Origin of the sequence: Paenibacillus foliorum (assembly GCF_013141765.1) — a bacterium.
Lineage (GTDB): Bacteria > Bacillota > Bacilli > Paenibacillales > NBRC-103111 > Paenibacillus_S > Paenibacillus_S foliorum.
Genome location: NZ_WHOD01000070.1, coordinates 241,402 through 267,721 on the forward strand (window position 1 = coordinate 241,402; position 26,320 = coordinate 267,721).

The following is a 26,320-nucleotide window of genomic DNA, read 5'->3' on the forward strand; positions in this document are numbered from 1 at the left end:
GCCTTAGGTGTACCCTTAAATAAACTCGCTCAACCAATTTTTAAATCGTTCCATTACCGAAGGTTTTTGTTCGCTGCTGCTACTGCTACCGTTGGAAGCAGTCACCTTTTTGTTGGTCGATGCTGCTTTCTTAACCGCGCTTGACGATTGTCTGGAGGCTCTCAGATACTTATAAGCATATTGAATAATACCTACACCGCTTGTATAAGAAGGGTCGCGTACACCAATGAAATCAGGCACAGCAATTCTTACAGAGGTCGCTAGTTCTGCCTGAGCTACTGCCAGTACTCCTGGCATGGAAACTGTACCGCCTGTCAATACATAACCACCTGGAAGCTCCATATAACCTAGTCGCTGAACTTCCAGTTGAATCAAATGAAAGATTTCTTGTACACGTGGCTCAACAATATTCGCCAAGTCTACTTGAGAAAATTCTTTATCCACATTACTGCCAATCCGATTTACTTTGAAAACTTGATCCGCCGCCGCATGCTCTATAACAGCGCAACCGAATTTAAGTTTGATTTTCTCAGCAATATCAACCTGAGTCCGTAGTCCTATGGATATATCATTAGTGATATACTCTCCACCAATAGGTAACGTAGATGTAGCAACCAAATTATTTTGTTCAAAAATGGCAATAGTTGTTTGACCTGCTCCAATATCAACCAGAACAGTCCCAATCGCTTTCTCATCTTTGGACAAGCACAAGTGGCCAGATGCAAGAGACATAAGAATAAGTCCTGAAACTTTCACTCCTGCTTTCTCAACAACGCGAAGCAAATTATGTATGGAAGTTTTTGCCCCAGTAATAATTGTGGCCTGTACTTCAAGACGAACACCGATCATACTGCGAGGATCATGAATTTCATCCAATCCGTCTACCAAATATTGGTTAGGAACTACGCCTATGATTTCTCGTTCCGGAGCTAAAGGGATGACCTTGGCCGCTTGAATAACACGTTCAATGTCTTCATCTCCAATTTCACGGTCGCCATTAGATACGGCTACAACACCATGACTGGATTGTAATGCGATATGATTCCCGGAAATTCCAACGTAAACCTCTGCTATTTGAATACCAACCATCCGTTCAGCATGATCGATCGCGCTGCGAATAGATTGTACCGTTTGGTCGATATCTACAATGGCTCCCTTACGAATACCTTCCGAGTCGGCTGATCCAACCCCTATTATATTAATGGCGCCGTTAACGACTTCCCCAATAATAGCACGAACTTTGGATGTACCGATGTCCAAACTAACAATGATGTCATTGCTGCTCAACCTGTGGCACCTCCTGTGACATATAATAGATGTGAGCTTTGTAGAAATAAAAGCCTTTGTACTTATTCAACATGATTGGGAATTTCCCTCTTTTTTAGAAAAGATTTTTCATCTTATTAAGAACAAAATATACATAGAAACAATTCTATCATTAATTTAGTAGCTTGAGTAGTGCATATACTATCAATTTCTCGGGATTTCTTTAACAGAGCCCTTATTATCTTTCACAGACGATGATTTCGAAGGATCCTTGGAAGAGTCCTTCTTCGGATCTTGGTTTGAATTGCCTGTCGGTGAAGCTGCCTTGTTATCAGGTGTAACATTTTTCCCAGAATTGCCCTTACCCGATGAATCTTTGGATGCCCCCTTGGCATCCGTTGTTTCAAAAGGAGCATGGGTATCCGCCTCAAGCAGTTTTAACACACCCATATTGATCTTGTTTTCCTTCAGGTTAGCAATGTAAGAATCTAAGTATTTGAGTTTTTCCGGAAGATAGCCAACCGTGGTAATAACTTCGAATTGGGATCTTGTGTACATTTTAATTTTGTCCGGATATGATTCAGAAGGCTCTGGCTTGATCTCCGAAATATCGGTTAAATACGACACTGGAACGTTCTCCAATACTTGACACAGCATAATTTTCATGGCTTCGTTATTTGCCCACCCCGATAAGATAGGCTTGTCCAATACAAAGTTAACTCCATTGGAAACTGTGATGACGCTGCCGTCTGCTAAAATCGCTTGTGGCTGATTGTTTTCGCCAAATTGATAAGCTACCTTAGGATACTCTTTCACCTCAATACGGATAACTCCTGGGAAGTGCTTGGATACGTTGACTGACTGAACCATTTTCAGAGCTTTAACATGGTCTTCGATCTTCGACGAAGAAACAGAAAAGAAATGATCTCCCGCTTTAACCTCGGAAGCTTGTCCAATTGCTTCAGCAGTTAATAATTCTTGACCTTGAATTTCTATAGAAGATACTTTACTAAAGGAGGATTGAAAAAACAAAACACACAAAAGCGTAATGAAAAAGAGAACTAAAAATACAAGCAGCTTTTTACTGCTGCGACTCTTTATCTTTGGCTTCTGAATGACAGGCAGTCTTTCTTCTGCGTGCAAGGTTGTCCCTCCTAAGGGCTTTCCGTTAGGAAAGCCTGCTTCGTAAGCCTCTACTGAGTTTTTGCATTAGCAAAAACTTACTTCTTAAGCATATGCTGATCTTCCATCTTGGCGAGATAAAATTCAAGTAATTAAAACAGTTATTACACCTATTTCCACTTTTTCAAACTTCCAATTTATTGAAACTGCTTGCATTATGTAAACCGCTAAACATCCCCTTCCAGATAAGAAGAAGGATACTAAGCGGCAATGATCATAATAATTTAAATTACTGCGCTATCCTCATGAACGAGCGCGTTGCTCAAGGTCGAGCGAAGCCAAGTGGTAAACAAACTTTCTATTCGAATAAGGAAACCTTACCTAAGCCTATTTCAATGATTGCACATTCTATCATTACGTATATGATAATTACTCTGTTGGAACTGGCGAGGTTCGGTGAATGCTCGCACCTAAATAGGAAAGCATTTGTTCAATACGGTCATAACCACGATCAATATGGTGAATCTGTTCTATAACTGTCGTACCTTGAGCAGCCAGCCCTGCTATAACAAGTGCGGCTCCAGCACGTAAATCGGTAGCCTCCACGGTAGCTCCATACAATCTCGGCACCCCTCTAATAAACGCCGAGTTCAAATCAACCCGAATGTCTGCGCCCATACGCGTCAGTTCATCGACATGCTTGAATCTACCTTCAAAAACCGTTTCCTTTAATATACTGTGACCATCAGCCAAAGATAATAGTACCATAACCTGTGACTGCAGATCTGTTGGAAAAGACGGATGCGGAGAGGTGACAATGCGGTCTACCGGTTTAGGCCTTGATAGACAGCTTACATTCATTATATCACCGTCAATTGTTATTTGAACACCCGCACGCTTCAAAACATGAATGGCAGAGGTTAAATGACCTGCACAAACATTCTCCAGCGTAATATTTCCACGCGTAACCGCAGCGGCTATCATCATCGTTCCAGCCACGATACGGTCAGGAATAATACGGTAAGTACATGGTGTTAAATCTGACACACCTTCAATGGTAATTGTGTCAGTCCCTGCTCCAATTATATTGGCTCCCATAGCATTAAGGAAATTTTGCAAGTCTTGTATTTCCGGTTCTCTAGCAGCATTAGAAATCGTAGTTAAACCTTTGGCCATGGAAGCAGCCATCATTATATTTTCCGTAGCCCCTACACTTGGAAAATCAAGTACGATTTCAGCGCCCTTCAATTCCGGTGCCGTACAAACAATAGTATTACCGGACTCCTCGATTCTTGCTCCTAAAGCAGAGAGCCCTCGCAAATGTAAGTCTATCTTTCTCTCACCAATGGCACAGCCGCCAGGTTGATAGACTTGCACCTTACCAAAACGAGCCAGCAGCGGCCCCATTAAAAAGATCGATGATCTCATTTGACTCATCTGGTCTTCCGGGATATGAAACGAATGCGCTGTTGACGTATTGACGGTTACCGTATCACCAACATGTCCGGTGCGGCATCCTAAGGCGCGAAGAATTTCTAGCATCACCTGGATGTCCGATAGATTGGGCACATTCTGAATATGAACCGTGCCTTCCGCCATCATTGCAGCCGCTAATATGGGCAGCGCTGCATTTTTCGCTCCGTGAATCTTGATGGCTCCCGATAGAGGTCTCCCACCTTCGATAACCAACTTTTCCAAAGTCCCACCTCCGATTTACCGCTCCCCAACCATCAGAACTTCCGGAACCAGTTTAACGCCGTACGTATCAAATACGATACGTTGCACTTGTTCGATGAGGGTAAGCACGTCGTGAGCTGTCGCTTGCCCAGTGTTGACAATGAAATTAGCGTGCAGCAGCGAAACCTCCGCACCTCCGACTTTGTGGCCTTTCAATCCTGCTTCTTCAATGAGCTTTGCAGCAAAATGTCCTTCAGGATTACGGAAGACACTCCCTGCACATGCCAATTGCAAAGGCTGGGTACGTAAACGGCGCTCCTTGTACGAAGCCATAGCCCCTACAATTTCCTCGCGGTCGCCAAATTGCAGTTGGAAAACTGCCTCTGTCACGATACCAGGCTGTTTCTGCAGTATTGAATGTCTATAGGCATATTCAAAATCAGCTTGCTGCATATACACCAATTCTCCTGTCGGGAGCAGCACTTCAGCTCGTATGAGTATGCGTGACACATCTGAGCCGTGAGCCCCGGCGTTCATGTAGACGGCGCCTCCCACAGTTCCCGGAATGCCTCCGGCGAACTCTAATCCAGTCAATCCTTCCTTGCCAGCCATGACAGAGAACTTAATAAATGAATAACTTCCTCCAGCATAAGCCACGTCGCCTTCAAACCGAAGTGTCTCAAGTGCGGAGCCCAGCTTAATAACTGCTCCACGTATCCCCTTATCAGCAATCAGCAAGTTAGATCCGCGTCCCAATATGGTCCATGGGATTTCATACTGATGCAGGAGCTTGACGGCATCAATCAGCTGCTCCTTGGTTTGCGGTACTAGCAGTAAATCTGCCGGACCACCTATCTTCCAAGTTGTATGAGGCGCTAGCGGTTCGTTCAGATAATATTGACCGAATGTACCGCTTTGCAATTGTGTAATGACCTGTTGCATGGGAAAACCTCCTTCACAGAACTTTCCGGTTTCCGGTACCGGCATCAAGCCGAATCCGAAATGAGCCATACAAGCTTTTATGCAAGTGTTATATAGAGCTATACTTCTTGCATCCTGCCGTATGCTGTTTCAACGGGTGTCTGTCACGGTTATAGTGTAGTTTATGTAATATCGGAAATAGTGTGACAATCGCCTAAAATAATCCCCCACGTGAGTCCCCACCCAAACCCTCCCCGCCGGTAGGGCTCCGAGGGCTGCTGCCCTCTGGACACCCGCTGGTGTACCTTTGCTGCATATGTGCAATGAGCGCTTTCGTTCCTACGGAACACGCTTTACGATGGATCTCCCACATGTAGGAACGCTTTCGTCCTGACGGACACGCTATCAGTTTGAGATTCATCCAGCAATTCCTGCTAAGACGGCGCTGTCCCTTCGGGATTCGCTTGATGGCTATTCTTAAGTACGGGACTTCTACTTCGCTCTTTCCATGACGGACACGCTATCAGTTTGAGATTCATCCAGCAATTCCTGCTAAGACGTCGCTGTCCCTTCGGGATGCGCTCACAGTAATATAAGGGGCGACTAAAGGCTATTCTCTTTAATCAATTTGATGATCAATTCTGTAGCGTTCGTTTGTTTAGCTGATCGAATGCGGTCTATCATCTGCTCCTTGCTCTTGTAAACATCGTTAATACCTTCTATTAAAGAAGCAGTGGTCAAATTTTCTTCATAAACTACCTGTGCATAGCCTTGCTTTTGAAAAGATGCTGCGTTAAGTAATTGATCCCCACGGCTAGCTTGTCTTGTGAGAGGGATAAGCAGCATTGGCTTACGGAGGGCCAAAAATTCAAATATCGAAGTAGCGCCAGCACGAGAAACTACCAATTCGGCCATTGCCAAAATATCAGCTAGCTCATCATTGATATATTCAAATTGCTTGTATCCGCGACGATTGTCGTAAGCTTCATCAATTTGTCCTTTTCCACATATATGGACAATCTGATATTGCTCCAACAATGAATCTAGTGATTCACGAACGACACTGTTTATTTTCTGAGCACCAAGACTCCCACCCATTACAAGAAGCACCGGCTTTTGCTTATGAAAATTGCATAAATCATACCCTTTAAAGGCTCTGCCCTTCGTAATTTGATCACGGATAGGCAGTCCGGTACAAACACCCTTTTCACCTTTGATATATTTCAACGATTCAGGAAAATTAACGCAGATGCGTGTGACAAAGGGTATCGATATTTTATTGGCCAAACCTGGAGACATATCCGATTCATGACTGATTACGGGTATCTGGTTTAGCCAACTGGCTAGAATGACCGGTACGGAAACGAATCCACCTTTGGAAAAAACAACCGCTGGCTTTAACTTTCGAAGAAGCCTGTACGCTTCTCCGATTCCTTTTATCACCTTAAAAGGGTCCTTGATATTTTTAATGTCAAAATATCTACGAAGCTTTCCTGAAGAAATGGGATGGAAAGAAATGCCTGCATGCTCAATGATTTCACGTTCTATACCCTCTTTGGAGCCAATATACTGAACGTTCCAACCCGCAGCCTGCAACTTCGAAATGATAGCCAAATTCGGAGTTACATGACCTGCAGAACCGCCACCTGTAAAAACTATTCTTTTCAATCCTGTCACCTCCTCTGCGTCCGCTTATGCGAGTTGTTGTCATCTCGCATAGCGTGAAATATTTAATAGTATGCCGAGCGAAGTCAGCATCAATGTTAAAGATGAACCTCCCGCACTAATCAGCGGCAGCGTAATTCCGGTTACAGGGAACATCCCGATCACAACACCAATATTAATTATTACCTGCACCGCAATCATGCCAACAATACCTGTAGCCAGCAAGCTTCCAAATGTATCCGGAGCCGTTATAGCCGTGCGCATTCCACGCCATACCAGCAGCATAAATAAAATTAGAATGAAGGAGCCTCCAATGAAGCCTAACTCCTCAGCTATGATCGAGAAAATAAAATCCGTCTGCGGCTCAGGGAGATAGCTATACTTTTGTCTACTCATTCCGAGGCCTAAGCCTACCAAGCCTCCAGGTCCGATGGCATATAGGGATTGAATTGACTGATATCCAGCTCCAAGTGGATCCTGCCATGGATCAAGAAACGCAGTGATTCTTTGCAGTCGATAAGGGGCTGCTGCAATTAGTCCTACAAAGCCAGCCAGTCCTAAGAGACCAAGAGAAGATAAGTGCAGCATACGCGCCCCGGATGTGTAAATAATAAGAAGTGTCGCGCCAACAAGCACAACTCCTGTGCCCAAGTCAGGCTGGAGCATGATCAATCCAAAAGCCAGTCCAACAAGACCAAGCGGCGGTAAAAGCCCTTTGGTAAACAAAGTGATTTTATTTTGCTGCTCGGAAAGCATTTTGGATAAATACAAGATCATGCCAATCTTCATAAACTCTGATGGTTGAATCCCGAACGATGCGATCCCAAGCCAGCTTCTCGCCCCACCACGAACGACCCCGATACCAGGTATTAGGACAGCAATAAGCAAAATAAAGCAAACAATTAACCCGATTTTTGCATACTTTTTCCATACCCAGTAATCTACGTTCATTGTAATGAACATCGCTACGACGCCTAGTACCGCAAACAACAGCTGTCTTTTCAAATAGTAGTAATAATCGCCGAATTCATGAAAGGCCAGTACCGCACTGGCACTGTAAACCATCACGACACCAATACCCAGAAGCATTAGCGTACACAATAACATCGTTACATCCGGAGCAGACCGTGCTTTTACCATACGTGCCACCTCAACCCTTACAAAATGGTAGGGTAGGCTTGTATGTATGCCCCCCTTTTACAGGTTATGCACGGACTGCCTAAACATTCTTCCCCTTTCCTCATAGGAAGGGAACATGTCCCAACTGGCGCACGCCGGTGAAAGCAGCACGACATCACCTGCCTTGGCCATCGCCATGGCCTCGCGTACCGCTTCAGTTATCGTATCCTGCACATCGTTAGCAGTATCGACCGTTTTCACACGGCTCATGCCTGCCAACATGGCTACATCGGAAATTTTCTGCTTGGTTTGACCCATTGTGACAAGTCCTTTAACCCGTTCTTGAAAAACAGGCAACAGCTCCATATAATCCGAGCCTCGGTCTAAGCCTCCCGCAATCAGGATAATATCCTGCTGCTCGAAGGATTCGATAGTTTTAATGGTAGCCGTAGCGTTCGTAGCCTTTGAATTGTTATAAAACAATACGCCGTCCTTCGTTGCAACATGCTCTAAGCGATGCTCAACTCCACGAAAGTCACGAAGTGCTTTAGCTATATGCTCCAGAGGTACGTCAGCTGTTATGGCAGCCGCCGAAGCAGCTAACGCATTCTCTACGTTAAAGCTGGCGGGAATCCCTAGCTGTGAGACACTAAGGATGTTATGTAATAGTCCTTGCCGATCGCGGTAAACCAGCTGCTTCTCTGTAGTTGGAATGGTCTTATCGCTTAATGAAGGTTGAATGAATAAACCATATTCAAGCTCCTCTTTAATAGAAAAGGGGAGTACTGAGGCTTTCACCTCTCCAGCAATACGTCTGCAGACAGGATCATCCCAGTTTAATACAGCTGTATCAACAGAGGTCTGGTTGGCAAACAGCATGGATTTGGAAGCAATGTAATCATCCATAGCTCCATGATAATCCAAATGAGTCTCATACACATTCAGCAAGCATGCGACCTTTGGTCGAAAATCCTTTGTACCTTTAAGCTGAAAGCTGCTCAGTTCGACTACCATCATGTTATCTGAATCGGCCTCCAAAGCTGCTTCTGTTAGAGCGCGACCGATATTGCCAGCAACTATCGGCTTTTTCGCCGCAGCCTCCAGCATTAAGCCGATCCATGTTGTTGTCGTTGTTTTACCATTAGAGCCTGTAACGCAAATCATGGGCGCCTGACAAACATGATAGGCTACCTCAACCTCGGTTACAATCTCAATGCCCAGCTTCTGCGCAGATTGAATCGGCTCTATAGTATAAGGGATACCGGGATTTTTAACAACCAGTTTCACAGCCTGGTGAATAATGTCAGCCGGATGACTGCCACAAATAACAGAAATACCCAGAGCCGTTAATTCATCGGCTTCAGGGCATAGGTCAAGCTCTTTTTTATCATTTACGGTAACGATAGCGCCATATTCATGGAACAGCTTAGCTACAGCCACTCCACTGCGCGCTAATCCCAAAATAACTACTTGTTGATTCTTATATTCACGGGGATGATTCATCTGCTACAACACCTCATTTAGATAAAGTCCGATTACCGCCAGCACGATGCCTGTCGTCCAGAAAGTAATGACGACACGCCACTCAGACCAGCCTACCAATTCAAAATGGTGATGAATCGGGCTCATTTTAAAAACTCGTTTACCTCTTGTTTTGAAAGAAACGACTTGTATGATTACAGACAGCACCTCTACCACAAACACGCCGCCAATCAACACAAGCAATATTTCTGATTTCGTCAAAACCGCTACAAGCGCTAATCCTCCGCCAATACCTAACGAACCGGTATCACCCATAAATACTTTGGCTGGATGAGCATTAAATACAAGAAACCCTAATACCGCACCAACCATAGCTGCTGAGAAGATCGCTACGTCCGGCTGGGTAGTATTCAAAGCAATAACCGCATAAGCTCCGAATGCGACAGCACTGGTACCAGCCAACAGACCATCAAGTCCATCAGTAAAATTCACAGCATTGGAGGTTCCAAGCATCATGATAACAACGAATGGATAATAGAACCATCCAAGTGGGATCGTATAATCAATAAAAGGAACTTTCACATCCGTGCTGTGACCTAGTTGAGCTAGCAATATACAGACGATGACAGAAACAATCAGCTGTCCCAGCAGCTTTTGTTTGGCCGTCAATCCAAGTGATCGCTTAAGTAGAATCTTAATATAATCATCCAGAAAACCTATCAGCCCATACCCTAAGGTAGCTATCAACAGGATAACTGTTTCAATACTTTTATCAGCAAACCGCAGTACAACAAGCGCTAACGCAAGCAAAATAATAGTTCCGCCCATCGTTGGCGTTCCAGCCTTTTTCAAATGGCCTTGCGGCCCATCGCTGCGGATTTGTTGGCCGAACTTCAGTCTTTTTAAAAGAGGTATAAATAATGGCCCCATGATGACAGCCAGCACAAAAGCCGCCCCCAAAGCAATCATGACCACGTTAAAATCCACGGTTTTGTCCTCCTAACTTAACTACACCTACCACCTTTCCAAACCAACTCTAAGCTATGAGAAGTTAGTTTTGCTAAGCAGACGCTTAGGGAGGTTTGGAAAGGTTCAAAAGCTTATAACTGCTGAAGTAATGTAACGACTTCCTCCAGCTTCATGCCGCGCGACCCTTTCACCAACACAATATCGCCCGATGAGGCAAAAGATGCCAGCGCTTGTGCCAAACGGTTCTTGTCATCAAATACAACTACCTTGCCTGGTGCATACTTCTTAGCTGCTTCCTCTGCAAGATGCTCAGATAGATGTCCAAACACAAAGACTCGGTCGATCTCTTTAGGATCCAGCATCCTTCCGATTTCACGGTGAAATTCCGCCTCCTGATCACCCAACTCCAGCATATCGCCCAACACTGCGATTTTACGGCTATAGCCTTTTAGCTCGACCAACAGCTTTAAAGCTGCTTTCATGGATGCAGGGCTTGCGTTGTACGCATCGTTAAGAATAGCTAAACCCGACTGTGTTTTCAGCAGTTCTATGCGCATACTTGTCATAACGCTCGCTTTGAGACCCTTTGCTATTGCAGCAGATGGGATTCCAAAATGTACACCCACTGCTATAGCCGCTAACGCATTGATCACATTATGATAACCAAGCAAAGGGATGTAGAACTCGGTTCCTTCCATCCGATTTAAACTAAAATGGGTACCTGCAGCAGCTGTTCTCGTCTCCACTGGAAACCACTCGTTATTCGGACTTGCACCAAATTTAACACGATCGTAACGGTTAGCTCTCATGCCGTTATCCAACTGTAATTCAGGCAGTACCTTCTCGATTAGAGGCTCATCACCCAAATAGATCAAAGTTCCATCCTGCTGTAAGCCTGCTAAAATCTCCGTCTTAGCTCTTGCAATTTCCTCTCGAGAGCCTAGCTGCAGAAGATGGGCTTCGCCTATGTTAGTAATGACTACAACTTCTGGCTCTGCTAACTCCGATAAGAATCGGATTTCCCCACGGCCACTCATCCCCATCTCAAGCACTGCCACATCCGTGTCCTCTTCAAGCTGCAGTAAGGTATGTGGAAGACCGATATGATTGTTATAATTACCTAATGTTTTATGCACTTTGAAAGTTGTCGATAAAACAGAAGCCGTCATATCCTTGGTAGTTGTCTTGCCATTGCTTCCTGTTATTCCAACAATGCGGACGTTCAGCTCTGAACGATACTTTTTGGCCAACTGCTGAAATGCAGCCAATGTATCATCCACCAAAATAAGCGGTAGCGAATGAGGTGGAAGCTCATGGTCCTTTTGCCACAATGAAGCGGAGGCTCCTTTAGCTATTGCATCCTCAAGAAACTGGTGCCCATCAAACGATTCGCCTATTAATGGCACATACAGGTTCCCTTGCTGCAATGTCCTCGTATCCTTGGATACGCCTTGAATAAGCAAGCTTTCGTCGTAATCCGCTGCTGCAGTTCCGCCTGACATAACAGACACCTGTGCAAAAGTTCGTTTAATCACGGTATCGTCCCCTTAATGCTTCTTTGGCCACTGACCGATCATCAAAGTCATGCTTAATACCTTTGATGTCTTGATAAGTTTCGTGTCCTTTACCCGCTATCAATACTACATCCTTAGGGGATGCCGCAGCAATGGCTTTTTTAATCGCAGCTCTTCGGTCAACAATCAGCTCGTAGCTGTCTTTAGAAAAACCCGAGTCCACTATGCCAGACTCTATATCTTCAACAATCCGTTGCGGATCTTCCATCCGAGGATTGTCAGAGGTCACGTATAAGCGGTTGCTGTAGCGTGCCGTTACTGCCCCCATAACTGGGCGCTTGGTTCGGTCCCTGTCCCCACCACAGCCAAATACACAGTGAATCTGTCCCTCAGCAAACTGCTTGATGGTAGACAAAGCATTCTCCAATCCATCTGGGGTATGAGCGTAGTCAACAAGGACCAGAAAATCCTGTCCTTCATCTACTACCTCCATCCGACCATCTACGGCATCAATAGCTTCTATGCTTTGCTTGATCGCCTCTAAGGTTATCCCTTCCAGCAGTGCAGCTGCGATCGCTGACAACGTATTATAAACGTTGAACTCACCAATCAAATTTGTTTGAAAATCGAGTGTACCACGAAAGGTCGTGCAGCGGAAGCTAGTTCCTTTGGAATTAATTTGAATCCTGTCAGCCCGGACATCGGCCTCACTATGGATACCGTAGCTTACAACCTGTGCGGCCGTCTGCTTTGCAAAATCTGCTGATGCCGGATCATCCGCATTAAGTACCGCAAATCGTTGTTCATCCTGACTAGGATAATACCCGTTGCCTAACCTTGAAAACAGCAATCCCTTCGCTGCTTTGTAATTCTCCATGGACCCATGATAATCCAGATGATCCTGAGTCAGGTTAGTAAAAATCCCTGTTCTGAACTCTGTACCTTTCACCCTGCCCATATCCAAACCGTGAGACGAAACCTCTATGATGCAATAATCGGTCCCTTGCTCAACCATTTTCCGGAAATTCCTTTGTAAGTTATGTGCATCCTGAGTATTATTTTCATGATTTATTATATATTCAGTACCTATTTTGACATGGATATTCCCCATCAATCCAGTTACAAAACCGTTATGACTCAACACTTTTTCCAGTAAATAGGAGCTTGTTGTTTTGCCATTGGTTCCTGTAATTCCAATCACTTTCATGCTGTTGCTCGGATAGTCATAAAAATGGCAGGACAATATGGACAGCGCATCCCAAGTATTTTTCACAAATAATTTAGGAACATCAACTTTCACGTCATATTCCACAACTAAAGCCGAGGCGCCATTGTTAACCGCTTGCTCAGCAAATAGATGCCTATCTTTAATTCCGATTTTCTCTGAAACGCAAACAAACAAATCACCAGGCTTCACTTTTCTGGAATCAATTTGGATGCCTGTAATATTAATGCTCCCATCACCCGAAATACGGCTAACCGCAAGATGGGAAGCCAGTTCCTTTAGCTGCATGGGTCCCCCTCCATTTTTTACACATGGTATCTATTATGGACAAAAAAAGCTCTGATGAAAAGCCTAATTTTTTAAAAACAAATATTTATTATACCGTTACTTTGATGGCGTATCTGGCGGCGCTGTCTCTTTATCCGATAAATAAACACGAATGGTTGAGCCTTGGTCTATACGCACGCCAGGTTTGGGTACTTGATTCACAACAAAATTGCCGACTCCCGACTTGGCCAGAACGAAATTAGAGTTAAGATCCTCATAAATTTCGGTAACGCTCATTCCAATCAGGCTGGGAACTTCCACGAGCGGAGTATCTCCATATATATATTTCCGGTTTAATTGGTCCTTGCGCTGCGGTACCTTCATATAACGGAGAGCATCTTCCATAATGTTCTTTACCAATGGCGCAGCAATCAGACCACCAAACTGAAGCCCTTGCGGATCATCCACAGCAGCATAAACGACGATTTTGGGATCATCCGCCGGAGCAAATCCTATAAATGAAACAATGTGCTCATCCGCCGAATAACGTCCGTTTACTACCTTTTGTGCAGTACCTGTTTTACCACCTACACGATAACCGTCGATAAATGCATTACGGCCCGTTCCGTTAGCTACAACGCTCTCCAATGTTTCTCTGACTAGCTTAGAGGTTTGCTCCGAGATAACCTGACGCACCAGCTCTGGTTTCATTGTTTCTACATTCTCGCCGCTTAGCGGATTGTACCAGGCTCTGGCAACATGCGGCTTATACAGCTTACCTCCATTAATTGCAGCAGAAACAGCTGTAATTTGCTGAATAGGCGTAACAGATACACCTTGGCCGAACGAGGTTGTTGCCAACTCAACCGGACCCACCCTAGGCAGCTTAAACATGATCCCATTTTCTTCTCCACCCAGATCGATACCCGTTTTCTTGCCGAATCCAAAGTTGGATATATATTCAAACAGCTTTTCTTTACCAAGCTTTTGTCCCATTACCACAAAGCCTGGGTTGCACGAATTCTCGACAACCTGCTGCATAGTCTCACTGCCATGACCGCCGCGCTTCCAGCACCGAAGCCTCGCTCCAGCGACCTCAATCGATCCTGGGTCATAAAAAGGATCGGTCAGCTTTATTTTCTTTTCTTCCAATGCTGCAGCCAACGTAATAATTTTAAATGTAGAACCTGGCTCATAGGTCATCCAGATTGGAAGATTACGGTCATAACTCTCTTTAGGAAAATCCCTGAAACTGCCTGGGTCGTACCCGGGTCTTGCCCCCATCGCTAATATCTCGCCGTTGTTCGGATCCATCATGATCGCAATAGCATGTTTGGCTTGATACTTCACCATCGTTTGATCGAGCTCCCGCTCCAAGACAGATTGAAGGTGACTATCAATGGTAAGCTGCAGGTTCATTCCATCCAGAGGCTGAGAATAAGTGTCCGAGGAATTCGGCATCTGTCGACCCGCTGCATCCGATAGGAAAGATACACTTCCATTAATTCCAGTAAGCTGTTTATCATATTTTAATTCTATGCCCGTTAAACCTTGATTATCAATCCCAGTAAATCCAAGAATATGAGCGGCTAGGCTGCCTAATGGATAGCTGCGCTTATTATCCTCTGCCACCACAATGCCAGGAAGTTTCAAAGAACGGATTTCCTGAGCTTTCTCCTGCGTAATCTTACGCCCGCCCGGCTGAATGCGAACAATTAACTGCCTCTGTGTAATTTGCTTCAGTACCGTCTCTGCTGGCACCTGCAGTCGGGAGGCCAATTGAGCGGCTGTAGATTGCGGGTCCTTTACTTGTGCAGGTATCGCCATGACGGTTGGCGAGCTAATATTGTAGGCAAGTTGTACGCCGTTCCGATCAACAATTTCTCCTCTTTTCGCTGCAAAAGGGATATTACGTCTCCATGAATCTTCTGCTTTGTCGGAAAGCTCGGGCCCCATCCAAATTTGTACATAACCAAGCCGCACAATCAATGCAAGGAACAGAAACGTTCCCACAATCAATGCAACGAATAGTCGACGACGAACTGTTACATTCGATGCCCTCATTACTGTTCGATCCCCTCCCGAATGGATTCTCTAGAGTCATTCGGCATAATGTCTGCCGGACTAGCCTATAGATTGTTTCATATCCAGATTATTCGGGACAAACAGGGGTTAGAACAAGCTGTCCTGTAAATTCAGAGAATTCACAGTTATTCCTCAGCAATCAGCTATCTACTCGCTTGGACAGTTTTTTTGGCATTAGTATCAGAAGCTTTGTTCTCTTCAGATGTTTTTGCCGCATTACTCGTGTTGACAGCATCCTTCTTATCTGTTCTATCGCTTTTACCAGTCGGTGTCTTATCCGATGTTTTATCAGACTTCGCCGGCGGGCCTATTGGAGTCGGTTCTTGAAGCAGCTCATGATATGGCTTTAATTGCAGGATAAGCACCTTATTTTCCCCTTCATTAGACAAGGACTGGGAGGCGACATACCCTTCACCAACAGATTGGCATTTCAATTTAATAAACGAGCAGACCTCCAATGCATCTCTAAGCGATTTACCCGTCATATCGGGTATCGCTATATCCTCGCCCTCCTGCATCATTACATAAATTCGTTGCGTCGATCCTATTTCAGTACCGGCAACAGGAGTTTGGGCGATAATTTTCGACCCTTTCCCCACTGTTTCTACGGTAACTCCATACTTATTCATCGTATTTTTCGCTTGTTCAACCGTCAATCCTTCTAAATCAGGCACAGTCATTTTCGTTTCTTTATCGGTTGTTTTCATCTGCTGCGAAGAGGAAGGAACCCCCATATAGCGTAACGTTTGGGATACGATTTCCTTGAAGATCGGAGGAGCTACTTCACTGCCTCCATGAAAATCCCCATTTAGATCCGGCTCATCGGCAATAACGGCGACAAGAATTTTCGGATCCTCTACCGGAGCAAAACCGACAAAAGAAATAACCCATTTGCCTTCAGCATAACCTTTGCCCCCCGGATCCACTTTATTAGCCGTCCCTGTTTTACCCGCAACACGATAGCCATCGATATAAGCATTTTTACCTGTTCCTATTGTTTTGTCGTTAACAACCATCTCTAAATATTCGCTCACCTGTTTAGCTGTCTTTTCTGATACAACCTCACGCACCACTTTGGGCTCGAAGGTTTGAATAACCTGTTTCGTTTTAGGATCATAAATTTCCTTTACTACATGAGGCCACATCAGCTTACCACCGTTTGCAATTGCCGCGTAAGCAGCCGTTTGTTGAATAGCCGTAGCCGTCAAGCCTTGGCCATAGGTTGCCGTTGCAAATTCAGCCGGATATTTCATCCTCACAATTCCCGGAACCTCGCCCGGAAGATCAATTCCCGTCCTTGCTCCAAAACCGAATCTTTCAATATACTCCGACAGCTTCACTTGACCTAATTTCTCACCTAGCTTTACAAAAGCAACATTACTGGACCGCTTCAGTCCGTCGAGGTAGGAAATCTGCCCCCAACCAGAAATATTCCAGTCATGCAGTCTTCGTCCAGGTACTTGTATTGAACCGGATTGGTATCGGTCCTCAGGAAAGAAGAGATTCTCCTCTACTGTAGCTGCCAAAGTGACCAGTTTGAACGTAGATCCCGGCTCATACTGTGAAGCAACCGCATTATTAATAAAATCAGATTGATTATTTGTTTCCCAATAGTGATTCGGATTAAAATTAGGGTAGCTCGACATCCCTAAAATTTCCATCGTTTTGGGATCTACAGCAATTGCCGTCAAGCTTTTGGGGCGAAATTTGGCATAATACTTTTCCAAAGCGCTCTCTATATAAAATTGGATATTTTTATCAATGGTTAATCTTACATTGCTGCCATCTATCGCTGGTTTATAATTGACTTTAGCATCAGGCAGTTCTACGCCTTTTTGGTCTTTTTCATAGCTGAGATTACCGGGGACACCCTTTAAATATTTATCTAGCATTGCTTCCAGTCCCATAATCGGCTTACCTTCCTTGTCATTATAGCCAAGTAGATGGGAAGCCATTTTTCCCCCAGGGTAAAAGCGTTTCTGTTCTTTTTGCAAATAGATACCTACATTTTTAGTAGAGGTTTGAACCTTAAGCTCCTCAATTAGCTTCTTTACTAGATCGGCCACTTCAGCATCTATTTTCCAGCCTTCATTACGGATCTCCACTTGAGGATAGAGAGTGCCATCCGGACGTGTTTTATTTAACCGAGTACGGATCTTATCTTCTAACGCTGCTAAAGCAGCAGGTTCTTCTGAGGTTTTGAGTATAGCTGCCAATCCTTTGACTACTTGGTTTTCGATATGTTTACTTTGAATTATTTTAGGATTTAAAGCAACTGTAAATGCTGGTGCATCTTCTGCCATAATCTTATCATTACGATCAACTATCGTGCCGCGAACAGGACGCAGCACCTCTTCGGTTTCCCACTTGGCCTGCGCTTCGGTTAATAATCCAGCCCCTTGCACAACCTGAACCCAATACAGTCTACCTACCAGAGCAACAAAAAAGAGGGTAAATACCCCCCCTATAAGCAATGATCTCAACTTCACTCTCTTATTCATGTCGATGCCTCTCTTCCGTTCTAATGATTACGGAGTAGTCGTCTCCACTTTTTTGTCATTGACAGCCGATGCTGTCGCATTTGATTGTGTTCCAGAGGACTTCATCGGCACCTTGCTGATTTGTTTATCTTCTGGCGGCACCATGCCAAGCTTTAACGCTTCCTGTCTTAAACGATCGGGATTCGATAAGGATTCAACCTTGTGCTTGAGCACACTGTTATCCGCCTGCAGTATCTGAATATCGGTCTCGAGCTTCAAAATTTTAGTGTTCATCTCATAAATTTGCGCATAACGCCAAATAATTAAGCTTGCTACAATGACACAAATAAGCATAGTAAACAAATACAGCAGCTTTTCTTGTACAGGAAGTGATTTATTGCGGTAAACAATTTTCTTGGTTTCCTTAACTGTGACCTTTGGTTTTGTTCTTTGCTCGACGGCCAGACTTCCATGTATGTATGCAGGCATTCCTAATGTCCTCCTCTTCGGGATGTTTAATTAGTTGATTAAATTTTATAACTTCTCTGCAACCCTTAGTTTAGCTGATCTAGCCCTAGAGTTAGCTTCCAGCTCTTCAGGTCCAGCTTCTATCGGCTTGCGATTAACTAGCTTCACGATACCCTTAGTGCCACATACGCACATCGGGAAACCTGGCGGGCAGGTGCACCGTTCTAAATATTTAGCGAACGTTTGCTTACAAATCCTGTCCTCAAGAGAATGAAATGTAATGACAGCCGCTCTTCCTTCAGGGGCTAAACAACGAATGGTTTGTTCCAACGCTTCCTCAAATACACCCAATTCGTCGTTAACTGCTATCCGTAACGCTTGAAAGCTCCGCTTAGCCGGATGGGGTCCACTGCGCCGCGCCGCGGCGGGGATGCCTTCCTTGATTAGTTCAACCAATTGAACTGTTGATTCTATAGGACCGTTCTCACGGGCTGCTACAATTTTGCCTGCAATGCGCCTAGAAAACTTTTCTTCTCCATATTCAAAAAGGATTTTGGCAATTTCCTGCTCTGTCCAGTGGTTGACAATTTCTTTGGCAGTGAGTTCAGAGTTGCGGTCCATCCTCATGTCTAATTCTGCGTCGTGGTTATAACTGAAGCCTCTTTCAGCTTCATCCAACTGAGGAGATGAGACACCCAGATCAAACAAAATGCCATCTACCTGAGGTACGCCATCCTTCATAGCCCGAGGCACCAGCTTCAGCTGCTCCTCAAGATTACGAAAATTGCTGCGTACCAGCTTAACCCTATCCATGTAAGGAGCTAACCGGATTTCGGCATTCGCTAATGCTGCGTCATCTTGATCGAAGGCAATTAACAACCCTCGTTCGCTTAACCTCGAGGCAATTACCGAGCTATGCCCCGCTCCTCCTAGGGTACAATCCACATAAACACCATCTGGGTTAATATTCAAACCTTCTATTGCTTCTTCCATTAATACCGTAACGTGATGAAACATGCTGCTTGACCTCCTGTGTTTGTTAGGCTGCTTCTCTATAGATCGAAGTTAAAATCAACAAGCTTTTCGGCAATTTCGTTGAACGATTCTTCCGATTGTAGGGAATAGGTTTCCCACATTTGCTTGCTCCAAATCTCAACCCGATTAGAAACACCAATAACAATGCAGTCCTTTTCCAACTTAGCGTGCTCAATGAGGTTGTTCGGCAAATTCATCCTGCCCTGCTTATCAAGTTCACACTCTGTTGCACCGGAGAAAAAAAACCGTGTAAACGCCCGAGCGTCCGATTTCATCAGAGGCAGCGCCTTAAGCTTCTGCTCCAATACGGACCACTCTTCCATGGGGTAAACAAACAAGCACTGATCTAAACCGCGGGTTACTATGAAGGATGTTCCTAGAGATTCACGAAACTTAGCCGGCACAATCATACGTCCTTTATCGTCGATGCTGTGCTGGTATTCGCCCATGAACATAAGAACCTTCACCCCTTTTCACCACTTTACCCCACTTCCCACCACTTGTATAGAATAAATTCTCCACAAAATAGAAAAATCCTGCTTTTAGCAGGATTTTCGAAAAATAATTTATTCATTTTTATCGATTGGAGCTTTATTATCTGACATAGTAGTTAATGATTCGCTATTTTCCTCTGACAGCTTTTTACGAAGTTCGACCAGCTTTCTCTTTTTCGACCGCCGAAGCAGCCATACAGGGATTCCAATTATGCTTAGAACGAGTGCAACTGGCAGCACAGCTGCAACTATTACGACGAGCCATTGAAACAGGACTGCAAGCACTGCTGCACTGCCATTGAGTGCTTCTGCCGCACGTTGGAACAATGGGCCGCGGTCTTGTGCCTGTATAACTACGGCCGTACCAAGCTTCTGTGTCATTCTGACATCGATCGTTGAATAGGCTACATTTTGCTCCAAATACCTCATTCGACCTTTGATTCGTTCTATCTCTTCTTGGACCTTACCTAGTTCATTTGAAAAAGCTAAAAGCTCATCGGTTTTTGCTGCTTTTTCCATAAAAACGATCAACCGACTTTCTACCAATTGCTTCGCTTTCAGTCTGGAAGTCAAATCTACAAATTCTTCGGAAACATCCTGGCCCTGCATGTTCTTCTTGACAGATGGGTTGATTTTCTCTATTTGACTTAACAACGAGCTAAAGCCGCTTGCAGGCACCTTAATACTGAAGGTTCCGCTCTTTTCATATGATGTTTCGTTCTCGTTGAACTGCAAAATATATCCGCCAGACCGACTTACCGCCTCTTCAATCTGCGCTTGTGCCTCCGCGTACTTTTCCACTTGCATGGTTAGATTGGCCTTGTAAATAATTTTACGATCAACCGCGCTTGCCTGGGCAGTTATCCCGCCATTAAAGCTGTCAGCAGGCTTTGAATCACTTGATGCCCTATCTGCCTTCTCCCCGGCAGGCACTGCCTGTGAAGTAGAGTTTACTTGCAGAGCTCCACTTTTACTGTTCTTCTGATCCATTGCGACCGATTCCATGGACGTTGATGCTGAACTTGTTGTCCCTGCGTCCTTGTTGGATGACGATATGGCCCCGCAGCCTGATAAAACGACTGCCAACAACGCAAGCATAGCTAAGGACTTCATATTTCCTTGAAACCTCTGTTTCTCTCTATTAGTTTCATCCCCTGCTACGACCCCCACATGTTTCATTCGGATTCCCCCATTTTAGAATTTGGAATCATGCTCTTGCAGCAAGCCTTTAGGCAACTTTGTCATTGCACTAACTATTAAACGTGTGAAAATATGGGAATGTTGCATGATATTAGCAGTCGACGCAAAAAAAGAACCCTCCCCAATGGGGAAGGTTCTTCTAAACAGCGTATTAATGCTCAGTCCAGCTGTCCAAATAAGATTTTTGCTCATCACTTAAGGAATCGATTGAAGTGCCAAGGGATTCAAGCTTAAAGCGAGCTACTTGCTCATCCAATGCATAAGGCACATTGACTACTTTTTTGCCAATCTCATTATAATTGTCATTCACATATTTCAAAGACATGGCCTGCAAAGCAAATGTCATATCCATAATTTCAGCTGGATGTCCGTCTCCTGCCGCCAAGTTAACAAGACGTCCTTCAGCGATCAGATAAAATTTACGTCCGTCTTTTAATTGGTATTCTTCAATATTACGGCGAACCGTACGTTTCGATACAGATAGCGCATCAAGCTCTGGTTTATTAACCTCCACATCAAAGTGGCCTGCGTTAGATAGGATCGCTCCGTCTTTCATCACTTCATAATGCTCTCCACGAATAACATCACGGTTACCGGTTACGGTTACGAAGAAATCTCCCACCTTAGCAGCTTCCTTCATCGACATTACAGCGAAACCGTCCATGTAAGCTTCAACGCCTTTAATTGCATCGATCTCAGTAACAATAACGTTGGCACCAAGACCTTTTGCACGCATTGCCACACCTTTACCGCACCAGCCGTAGCCAACAACAACAACCGTTTTACCTGCAACAACCAGATTCGTTGTACGGTTGATGCCATCCCAAACGGATTGACCCGTACCATAACGGTTATCAAACAAATATTTGCAAAATGCATCATTTACAGCAACCATAGGGAACTGCAATGAGCCATCTTTCTCCATAGCTTTTAAGCGCAAAATGCCGGTTGTCGTTTCTTCAGCTCCACCGCGGACATTTTTAAGCAAATCTTTACGCTCTGAATGCAAAGCAGAAACCAAATCGCCACCATCGTCAATAATTAGATCCGGCTCAGTTTCCAATGTTTTAATAAGCAATTCCTTATACTCTTGCGGATCAGGATTATATTTCGCAAATACAGTAATTCCATCCTCTACCAAAGCCGCACAAACATCGTCTTGAGTGGACAACGGATTGCTTCCGCAGATTGCAACCTCTGCACCGCCAGCTTTGATTACTTTAGCCAAGTAAGCCGTTTTCGCTTCCAAGTGGAGCGAGATGGCAACTTTTAGCCCTTTAAACGGCTGTTCTTTTTCAAATTGCTCGCGAATACGGTTCAAAACCGGCATATGGGCATTAACCCACTCAATTTTCAAATGACCTTCGGGCGCCAATGCTAAGTCCCGGACAATGCTGCGTTCTTTAGTATTCATGTAAAATCCTCCTAATAGGTATGTATTCAAATGAATGGGCGTCCCCGCCCGCTGAATCACAAATAAATGACTTTATGTTTCCCATCCGGCAGTAACTCGCTGTCCAGAATTTCATATAACCAGTCTGTACCATATTTGTTTAAATAGGCTAGTATATTATACACTCTCTCCTGCGGCTTGTCCAAAGGCAATACAGACAACCCTATGCGCTGAAACTGCCGAAGCGATGAGTCGAATTGAGTGCGTACGGCATCTGCTGCCTTATGCTCCAGAAAATCGATCTGCTCAAGGATTTTCCCCATATTCGTCTCGCCGAGCTTTCCAAGCCCAGCATTGATTCCTGAGATCAGTTCCACCAATGGCTGATAGTTGTCTTTAAATTGCGATTTGACAAGACCGAACCGTTCATCCAGCTTCAGAGCATCCTGCTCTCGCAGCCATTCCTGCTGTTTTTCCTCTAAACGGTACAGCACATCCTCTAAGGATAGGCCGTATTTAGCCATATTCTTCTGGACTATGCCTTCGAGTAGAGTAAACTCCATCCGAGGCACAACGATCGGCATTTTCATCCCAAGATGGTGGAAGACCTCACGTGTCAAAGCCCAATAGGCAACCTCGCCCGGCCCCAACACAGTCCCAAGTACTGGAAATAAATAATCCTGCATCAGTGGGCGAGTCATTACATTATTGCTTAAACGCTCCGGAGCCGACTCCGTCCATTCGAGCAGTTGCTCCCTCGAATAGCTTCTCTCTCGTTTACGATCGGTAAAACCATCCGATGCTTCATCCGCATACAGTAGAATTCGCTCGCCACCATCAATGATGAACAGATTGGCATTACGCTCCTGAAGTTCAACTTGGGATGAGTAACCCTTTAATTCAACTTTTTCTTTTCCATTATGTACAGCGGCCTGTATAGCTTTATTCTCCTCTAGCAGCTTACGGAACATGGACGATTCCAAGCGGCGTAGATCAGGATCATCGGAGTTCATAACCACCAGTCCGTGTGAGCCGAACAATTTGGCCATCACTCTCGCAAAAAAGTCAACCAAGCTTCTGGATTCAGAAGCAATTGTCCGAAGGGAGCTCATCCACTCTGCTTTGAATTCGGTCGGAATCAACGAAGCGTCCAACTGCTCCAACGCCTCTTCCCACTGCTTTTCGGATATCACTAACTGACTTACAGAGCTTCGAACACCGCTAGGATGCTCAACTTTAATTTTATTGACCTGCGCATCCTGTGACAAGTAATACATATGATTCACTTCATCAAAATCATGGTCCTCGCCAGCAATCCAAAAAACAGGAACGACAGGACGACCCAGCCTTGCAGAAGCATCCTTTGCAGTCCGGATGAGTGTAACGGCTTTATAAATGACCAGCGCTTGTCCGGTAAACAACCCGGCCTGCTGACCACCGACAATGCAGAGCGTCTGCTCATTATTCAGCAGTTTAATTGAATTTAGTACCTCCGGAGCATTACCTATCTCCTGATTGTACCGAGTTAATGCTGTCACCAGCTCTCCTCGGTCGGCACTTAATCGACGCTCGTTGTCCAACCATCCCGCACGCTCTTCCCAAGAGGATGCATTCCATGGATTATAATCAAACAAGGCTTCAACCAATTCGTAATGATGAATATAATCCTCTGTCAAAGGCTGGCTGGATTTCCAATGAATCGATTCTACTTTCAACATGGAAGCCGCCTCGCTTTTTTTAGTAAAATAACTACCCTTTTGATTGTACACATGTTAGGGGAAATCGTCAAAAGGCATTCCCGCTTTTTATATAAAAAAAGAGTACAGCTGATCAGTGCCTGCACTCTCCTCTATTTGATTTCTTCCAATCAGTTATATAAATGGCATGCTACGTAGTGTTTGGGCTCCACTTCTATAAATGGCGGCATCGATTCTGCACACTGCGGCATTACTTTGGGGCAGCGTGTTCGGAATGGACAGCCGCTCGGCGGATTTAACGGACTAGGAATTTCACCCTCCAGAATAATGCGTTCACGAGTCCTCTCTATCTCAGGGTCTGGGATAGGTATCGCTGATAGCAGCGATACGGTGTACGGATGCAGCGGCTTCGCATAAAGCGCCTGTGAGGTTGCCACCTCAACAAGCTTACCTAAATACATAACGCCAATCCTATCGGATATATGCTTTACCATCGCTAGATCATGGGCAATAAACAGATAAGTGAGTCCACGGTCCTTTTGCAGCTTTTTGAACAGGTTAACAACCTGTGCCTGTACGGAGACATCCAATGCCGAAATAGGTTCATCAGCAATAATGAATTGCGGTTCTATAGCTAATGCACGAGCAATTCCGATCCGTTGACGCTGACCGCCAGAAAATTCATGAGGAAACCGACTGGCATGCTCCTCATTTAATCCTACATCACGGAGCAGCTCATACACTCTTTCCTTACGCTGGGTGCTGCTATACAAATTATGAATATCAATTCCCTCAGCGATGATATTACCGACCGTCATCCGCGGGTTTAGTGAGGCGTAAGGATCTTGGAATACCATCTGCATATGACGACGGAACTCTTGAAGCTTCCGTCCACGAAGCTCATGGACATTCTCACCGTTGAATAACACCTCTCCAGCGGTTGCTTCATATAAACGGATTATCGTACGTCCTGCCGTCGATTTACCACAGCCTGATTCACCCACCAAGCCAAAGGTTTCGCCGCGGTCAATCGAAAAGTTCAAATCATCAACCGCTTTTAATATTTTACCGCCGCCTAGATTGAAATGCTTTTGCAAATTACGCACTTCTAATATCGGTTGATTACTCATCGGGAAACACCTCCCGCTTCTTTAGGGCGATCGACTTTCGGAGCATCGTGATGCAGCAGCCAACAGGCGGCAGAATGAGTCTCCGAAACGACAAAGTGCTCCGGATCAATGTCCAGGCAAACCTGCATTGCGTATGGACATCGGGCTGCAAATGCACAGCCTTTTGGCGGAGCGAATAAGTCGGGCGGGCTCCCTGGTATGGGAACCAGCTCACTGTCAGTGTCCTGGTCCAGCCGCGGCACAGAACGGAGCAGCCCCCAAGTGTAAGGATGCTGGGGTTCGTAGAACAACTCGTTGACCGTTCCCCGCTCCGCCACCTTTCCTGCATACATCACGATGACCTGCTGCGCCATTTCCGCTACAACGCCAAGATCATGGGTAATGACAATAATCGAAGCCTCTGTCTCCTCGGACAGCTTCTTCATCAAATCAATAATTTGTGCTTGAATCGTCACATCCAGAGCCGTTGTAGGTTCATCCGCAATTAGCAGCTTCGGACTGCAGGCTAATGCAATAGCAATCATAACACGCTGCCGCATCCCGCCTGAAAATTCATGCGGATATTGATTCATACGGCCTTCCGGGTTGGACATGCCCACCTGCTTTAAAATTTCAATAGCACGTAATCTTGCTGTGGAGTTGCTGATATGCTCATGTTTCATTAAACCTTCCGTGATTTGCTTGCCGACGGTCATCGTAGGATTGAGTGATGTCATGGGATCTTGAAAGATCATTCCCATCTCTGAGCCACGGATGGACTCCATTTCTTTATTAGAGCAACGGGTAATTTCCGTCTTTTCATCAAATTTTATAGAACCGCTTTTGATGACGCTTGGCGGAGAGGGTATAAGCCTCATGATAGTCTGTGCAGTTACGGACTTGCCACAGCCCGATTCACCAACGATCGCAAGCACCTCTCCTTTTTTTAGATCAAAGGAAACACCACGCACCGCTTGAACCTCTCCGGCATAGGTGTTGAATGACACACGCAGATCTTTAACCTGCAATATATGTTTACTCATGATTTGGCACCTCCTAAGAGCTTTTACTTTAGCAAAAGCTGACATCGTAAGCATAGGCTGAGCTTTTACTAACGTAAAAGCTGACTTCG

The 26,320-nt window shown here is 44.9% G+C and carries 20 protein-coding genes; all 20 read right to left on the minus strand.

The genetic code is table 11. From position 1 onward, the window contains the following. Positions 1 to 15 precede the first annotated feature (15 nt). The gene (gene ftsA, locus GC093_RS19725; protein WP_171653593.1) at positions 16 to 1,287 is read right to left on the minus strand and encodes a cell division protein FtsA; all 1,272 of its coding nucleotides are present in this window, start codon (positions 1,285 to 1,287) and stop codon (positions 16 to 18) included. A 183-nt stretch (positions 1,288 to 1,470) separates the two neighbouring features. After that, a complete protein-coding gene (locus GC093_RS19730) occupies positions 1,471 to 2,409 on the minus strand; it encodes a cell division protein FtsQ/DivIB (RefSeq protein WP_171653594.1) in 939 nt (312 codons plus the stop codon). A gap of 408 nt (positions 2,410 to 2,817) precedes the next feature. After that, complete coding sequence (murA, locus tag GC093_RS19735) at positions 2,818 to 4,086, minus strand: UDP-N-acetylglucosamine 1-carboxyvinyltransferase (protein ID WP_171653595.1); 1,269 nt, start codon at positions 4,084 to 4,086, stop codon at positions 2,818 to 2,820. A 15-nt stretch (positions 4,087 to 4,101) separates the two neighbouring features. Then, entirely contained in the window at positions 4,102 to 5,007 is a 906-nt protein-coding gene (murB, locus tag GC093_RS19740; RefSeq protein ID WP_171653596.1) for a UDP-N-acetylmuramate dehydrogenase, read from the minus strand. Between the two features lie 582 nt (positions 5,008 to 5,589). Then, entirely contained in the window at positions 5,590 to 6,654 is a 1,065-nt protein-coding gene (gene murG, locus GC093_RS19745; RefSeq protein WP_171653597.1) for an undecaprenyldiphospho-muramoylpentapeptide beta-N-acetylglucosaminyltransferase, read from the minus strand. Positions 6,655 to 6,693: 39 nt separating this feature from the next. Next, positions 6,694 to 7,791, minus strand: coding sequence for a stage V sporulation protein E (spoVE, locus tag GC093_RS19750; RefSeq protein ID WP_171653598.1), 1,098 nt, complete (start codon positions 7,789 to 7,791; stop codon positions 6,694 to 6,696). A gap of 57 nt (positions 7,792 to 7,848) precedes the next feature. Then, positions 7,849 to 9,273, minus strand: a complete 1,425-nt coding sequence (gene murD, locus GC093_RS19755) for a UDP-N-acetylmuramoyl-L-alanine--D-glutamate ligase (protein ID WP_171653599.1) — start codon at positions 9,271 to 9,273, stop codon at positions 7,849 to 7,851. Positions 9,274 to 9,276: 3 nt separating this feature from the next. Then, positions 9,277 to 10,239: a phospho-N-acetylmuramoyl-pentapeptide-transferase gene (gene mraY / locus GC093_RS19760; RefSeq protein WP_312886571.1), complete on the minus strand. Its 963-nt coding sequence runs from the start codon at positions 10,237 to 10,239 to the stop codon at positions 9,277 to 9,279. 113 nt (positions 10,240 to 10,352) lie between these two features. Beyond that, the gene (locus GC093_RS19765) at positions 10,353 to 11,756 is read right to left on the minus strand and encodes a UDP-N-acetylmuramoyl-tripeptide--D-alanyl-D-alanine ligase (protein WP_171653600.1); all 1,404 of its coding nucleotides are present in this window, start codon (positions 11,754 to 11,756) and stop codon (positions 10,353 to 10,355) included. Continuing rightward, entirely contained in the window at positions 11,749 to 13,248 is a 1,500-nt protein-coding gene (locus tag GC093_RS19770) for a UDP-N-acetylmuramoyl-L-alanyl-D-glutamate--2,6-diaminopimelate ligase (protein WP_171653601.1), read from the minus strand. Before GC093_RS19770 ends, GC093_RS19765 begins: the two co-directional genes overlap by 8 nt. Before the next feature lie 96 nt (positions 13,249 to 13,344). Next, complete coding sequence (locus GC093_RS19775; RefSeq protein ID WP_171653602.1) at positions 13,345 to 15,291, minus strand: stage V sporulation protein D; 1,947 nt, start codon at positions 15,289 to 15,291, stop codon at positions 13,345 to 13,347. A 164-nt stretch (positions 15,292 to 15,455) separates the two neighbouring features. Then, the gene (locus GC093_RS19780) at positions 15,456 to 17,813 is read right to left on the minus strand and encodes a penicillin-binding transpeptidase domain-containing protein (protein WP_171653603.1); all 2,358 of its coding nucleotides are present in this window, start codon (positions 17,811 to 17,813) and stop codon (positions 15,456 to 15,458) included. A gap of 27 nt (positions 17,814 to 17,840) precedes the next feature. Further along, positions 17,841 to 18,281, minus strand: a complete 441-nt coding sequence (ftsL, locus tag GC093_RS19785; protein WP_171653604.1) for a cell division protein FtsL — start codon at positions 18,279 to 18,281, stop codon at positions 17,841 to 17,843. Positions 18,282 to 18,326: 45 nt separating this feature from the next. Next, complete coding sequence (rsmH, locus tag GC093_RS19790; RefSeq protein ID WP_171653605.1) at positions 18,327 to 19,277, minus strand: 16S rRNA (cytosine(1402)-N(4))-methyltransferase RsmH; 951 nt, start codon at positions 19,275 to 19,277, stop codon at positions 18,327 to 18,329. 35 nt (positions 19,278 to 19,312) lie between these two features. Next, positions 19,313 to 19,750 (minus strand): division/cell wall cluster transcriptional repressor MraZ, encoded by a 438-nt coding sequence (gene mraZ / locus GC093_RS19795; RefSeq protein WP_171653780.1) that lies wholly within the window; start codon positions 19,748 to 19,750, stop codon positions 19,313 to 19,315. 111 nt (positions 19,751 to 19,861) lie between these two features. Continuing rightward, the gene (locus GC093_RS19800) at positions 19,862 to 20,968 is read right to left on the minus strand and encodes a DUF4349 domain-containing protein (RefSeq protein WP_171653606.1); all 1,107 of its coding nucleotides are present in this window, start codon (positions 20,966 to 20,968) and stop codon (positions 19,862 to 19,864) included. A 172-nt stretch (positions 20,969 to 21,140) separates the two neighbouring features. Next, positions 21,141 to 22,403: an adenosylhomocysteinase gene (locus GC093_RS19805; protein ID WP_171653607.1), complete on the minus strand. Its 1,263-nt coding sequence runs from the start codon at positions 22,401 to 22,403 to the stop codon at positions 21,141 to 21,143. A gap of 56 nt (positions 22,404 to 22,459) precedes the next feature. After that, complete coding sequence (gene bshC / locus GC093_RS19810) at positions 22,460 to 24,151, minus strand: bacillithiol biosynthesis cysteine-adding enzyme BshC (RefSeq protein WP_312886573.1); 1,692 nt, start codon at positions 24,149 to 24,151, stop codon at positions 22,460 to 22,462. Positions 24,152 to 24,249: 98 nt separating this feature from the next. Further along, on the minus strand, positions 24,250 to 25,209 hold the full coding sequence (locus GC093_RS19815) for an ABC transporter ATP-binding protein (protein WP_171653608.1): 960 nt from the start codon (positions 25,207 to 25,209) through the stop codon (positions 24,250 to 24,252). After that, entirely contained in the window at positions 25,206 to 26,231 is a 1,026-nt protein-coding gene (locus GC093_RS19820; protein ID WP_171653609.1) for an ABC transporter ATP-binding protein, read from the minus strand. The genes GC093_RS19815 and GC093_RS19820 overlap by 4 nt, the downstream gene beginning before the upstream one ends. Positions 26,232 to 26,320 lie beyond the last annotated feature (89 nt).

Excerpts from the sequence above, each read along its gene's own strand:
- murB (WP_171653596.1), bottom strand. The coding sequence starts at position 5,007 with ATGCAACAGGTCATTACACAATTGCAAAGCGGTACATTCGGTCAATAT.
- spoVE (WP_171653598.1), bottom strand. The coding sequence starts at position 7,791 with ATGGTAAAAGCACGGTCTGCTCCGGATGTAACGATGTTATTGTGTACG.
- murD (WP_171653599.1), bottom strand. The coding sequence starts at position 9,273 with ATGAATCATCCCCGTGAATATAAGAATCAACAAGTAGTTATTTTGGGA.
- GC093_RS19770 (WP_171653601.1), bottom strand. The coding sequence starts at position 13,248 with ATGCAGCTAAAGGAACTGGCTTCCCATCTTGCGGTTAGCCGTATTTCG.
- GC093_RS19775 (WP_171653602.1), bottom strand. The coding sequence starts at position 15,291 with ATGAGGGCATCGAATGTAACAGTTCGTCGTCGACTATTCGTTGCATTG.
- GC093_RS19780 (WP_171653603.1), bottom strand. The coding sequence starts at position 17,813 with ATGAATAAGAGAGTGAAGTTGAGATCATTGCTTATAGGGGGGGTATTT.
- ftsL (WP_171653604.1), bottom strand. The coding sequence starts at position 18,281 with ATGCCTGCATACATACATGGAAGTCTGGCCGTCGAGCAAAGAACAAAA.
- rsmH (WP_171653605.1), bottom strand. The coding sequence starts at position 19,277 with ATGTTTCATCACGTTACGGTATTAATGGAAGAAGCAATAGAAGGTTTG.
- mraZ (WP_171653780.1), bottom strand. The coding sequence starts at position 19,750 with ATGTTCATGGGCGAATACCAGCACAGCATCGACGATAAAGGACGTATG.
- GC093_RS19800 (WP_171653606.1), bottom strand. The coding sequence starts at position 20,968 with ATGAAACATGTGGGGGTCGTAGCAGGGGATGAAACTAATAGAGAGAAA.
- GC093_RS19805 (WP_171653607.1), bottom strand. The coding sequence starts at position 22,403 with ATGAATACTAAAGAACGCAGCATTGTCCGGGACTTAGCATTGGCGCCC.
- GC093_RS19815 (WP_171653608.1), bottom strand. The coding sequence starts at position 25,209 with ATGAGTAATCAACCGATATTAGAAGTGCGTAATTTGCAAAAGCATTTC.
- GC093_RS19820 (WP_171653609.1), bottom strand. The coding sequence starts at position 26,231 with ATGAGTAAACATATATTGCAGGTTAAAGATCTGCGTGTGTCATTCAAC.